This window comes from Nesterenkonia salmonea, assembly GCF_005771525.1.
Classification (GTDB): domain Bacteria; phylum Actinomycetota; class Actinomycetes; order Actinomycetales; family Micrococcaceae; genus Nesterenkonia; species Nesterenkonia salmonea.
The window spans coordinates 1-1453 of record NZ_VAVZ01000097.1 but is presented as its reverse complement, the minus strand read 5'-3'; the positions used below and the strand labels follow the sequence as shown (position 1 = coordinate 1453).

General features: G+C 62.0%; 1 protein-coding gene. It reads right to left on the bottom strand.

What is annotated here, in order from left to right; all coding sequences use genetic code 11:
* On the bottom strand, nt 1-858 hold an 858-nt coding region (locus FEF26_RS15420), incomplete at its 3' end, for a reverse transcriptase domain-containing protein (RefSeq protein ID WP_243730628.1).
* Nucleotides 859-1453 lie beyond the last annotated feature (595 nt).

The following is a 1453-nucleotide window of genomic DNA, read 5'->3' as shown; positions in this document are numbered from 1 at the left end:
ATGTGTGCGACGAGTCTTGCGGCGCTGGGAGGTGCTCATCGCTTGGCCTGGCTTCCACGGCGCGTGGACGTACTCATCGAGTACGCTCAATGCGATGTTGGCCAGTAACGGCGATAAGATCCCTCCCTGTGGCGTTCCTGTCGGGGTGTCTCGTTCCTCACCGAGTTCGGTGAGAATCCCCGCTTTCAGAAACGCTTTGACCAGTCGCAGGACACGTTTATCTTTCACTCTCGCGCGCACCCGACCCATAAGAGCGGTGTGGTCGATCATGTCGAAACACGCCTCGATATCAGCATCCAGAACCCATCGGTAACCTGAGGTACCGAATAGATGAATCTCAGCGATCGCATCCTGCGCCCGGCGACCAGGCCGGAACCCGTAAGAGACCGGCTCGAAGTCGGTCTCAAAAATAGGTTCCAGCACCAGTTTTGCCGCTGCTTGGACAACACGGTCGGCCACGGTAGGTATGCCCAATCGGCGCATCTTCCCGTTCCCGCCGGGCTTAGGAATCATTCGTTCCCGCACAGGTGTCGGACGGAAGATCCCAGACCGGAGGTCTGACCGCAGGTCCTCCAGGAACCTCGCCAGACCGGCCTGCTCGATATCGGCAGCGCGGACGCCATCGATTCCAGCCGACCGGCCTCCGGTGTTGCCTGCCACCCGTGTCCACGCGATGGTCAGCGTGGAAGGGTCACACACAAAGTTGAACAGATCGTCGAAACGGCGATCTGCATCAGTCGCCGTCCAACGGTGCAGCTTGGCCTGCATCCCCGATACCCGCACCTGGGCAGCGTGCAGAACATGATCTGCAAACCCATGGGTGAGGGCGCCGCCATCCAGCGGCGCATCTTTCAGCATTACAGTCTCCTTACTGCTGGTAACCGCTGCCGCACTTCGCCATGTGATCGGCTTTCCCGACCTCGGACTACTACTGCGGCTCCGCCCCATCCCGGCCCGATCAGCCGACGGTGGACTCAGCCTCACCGGCCACGCTGGAGGCGCGGCCAACAAGGCAAGGACTGGGATGGTTCCCGTGTTCACTGTTGCTCGCTCGATGAAGGAGGAGCCCGACTTTGCCCCTGCGGCATCGCCACGACTACCCCGCAGCAGTTCATCGTGGCCTCCGCCAGCCCACCCTGAGCTGGTCCGAAGTTCCCCCGCCCGCAAGCGAGGTGCGCGCCGCTCCCGGCCCGTATCCAACAGATTTGAGCCGGTTCGGATTTGAGGGGCGTTTAACGCCGATTCCTCTCGTACTCCTCTTCATCACGCTCGCCGGACCCGCACCATCTGTCAGTGCTGGCACGTCCCGGCTTTGTCAGGACTGCTCCCGCCCATTCCGGCACCTCCCGGACCAGGCTGTCCTCAGCTTCGTTGTCCTGCTGCGACAGGATCAACGGCGATGGTCTCTCACCTCCGCTCGAATCAACAGCGCCTCACGGCGCACGGGGTGGAA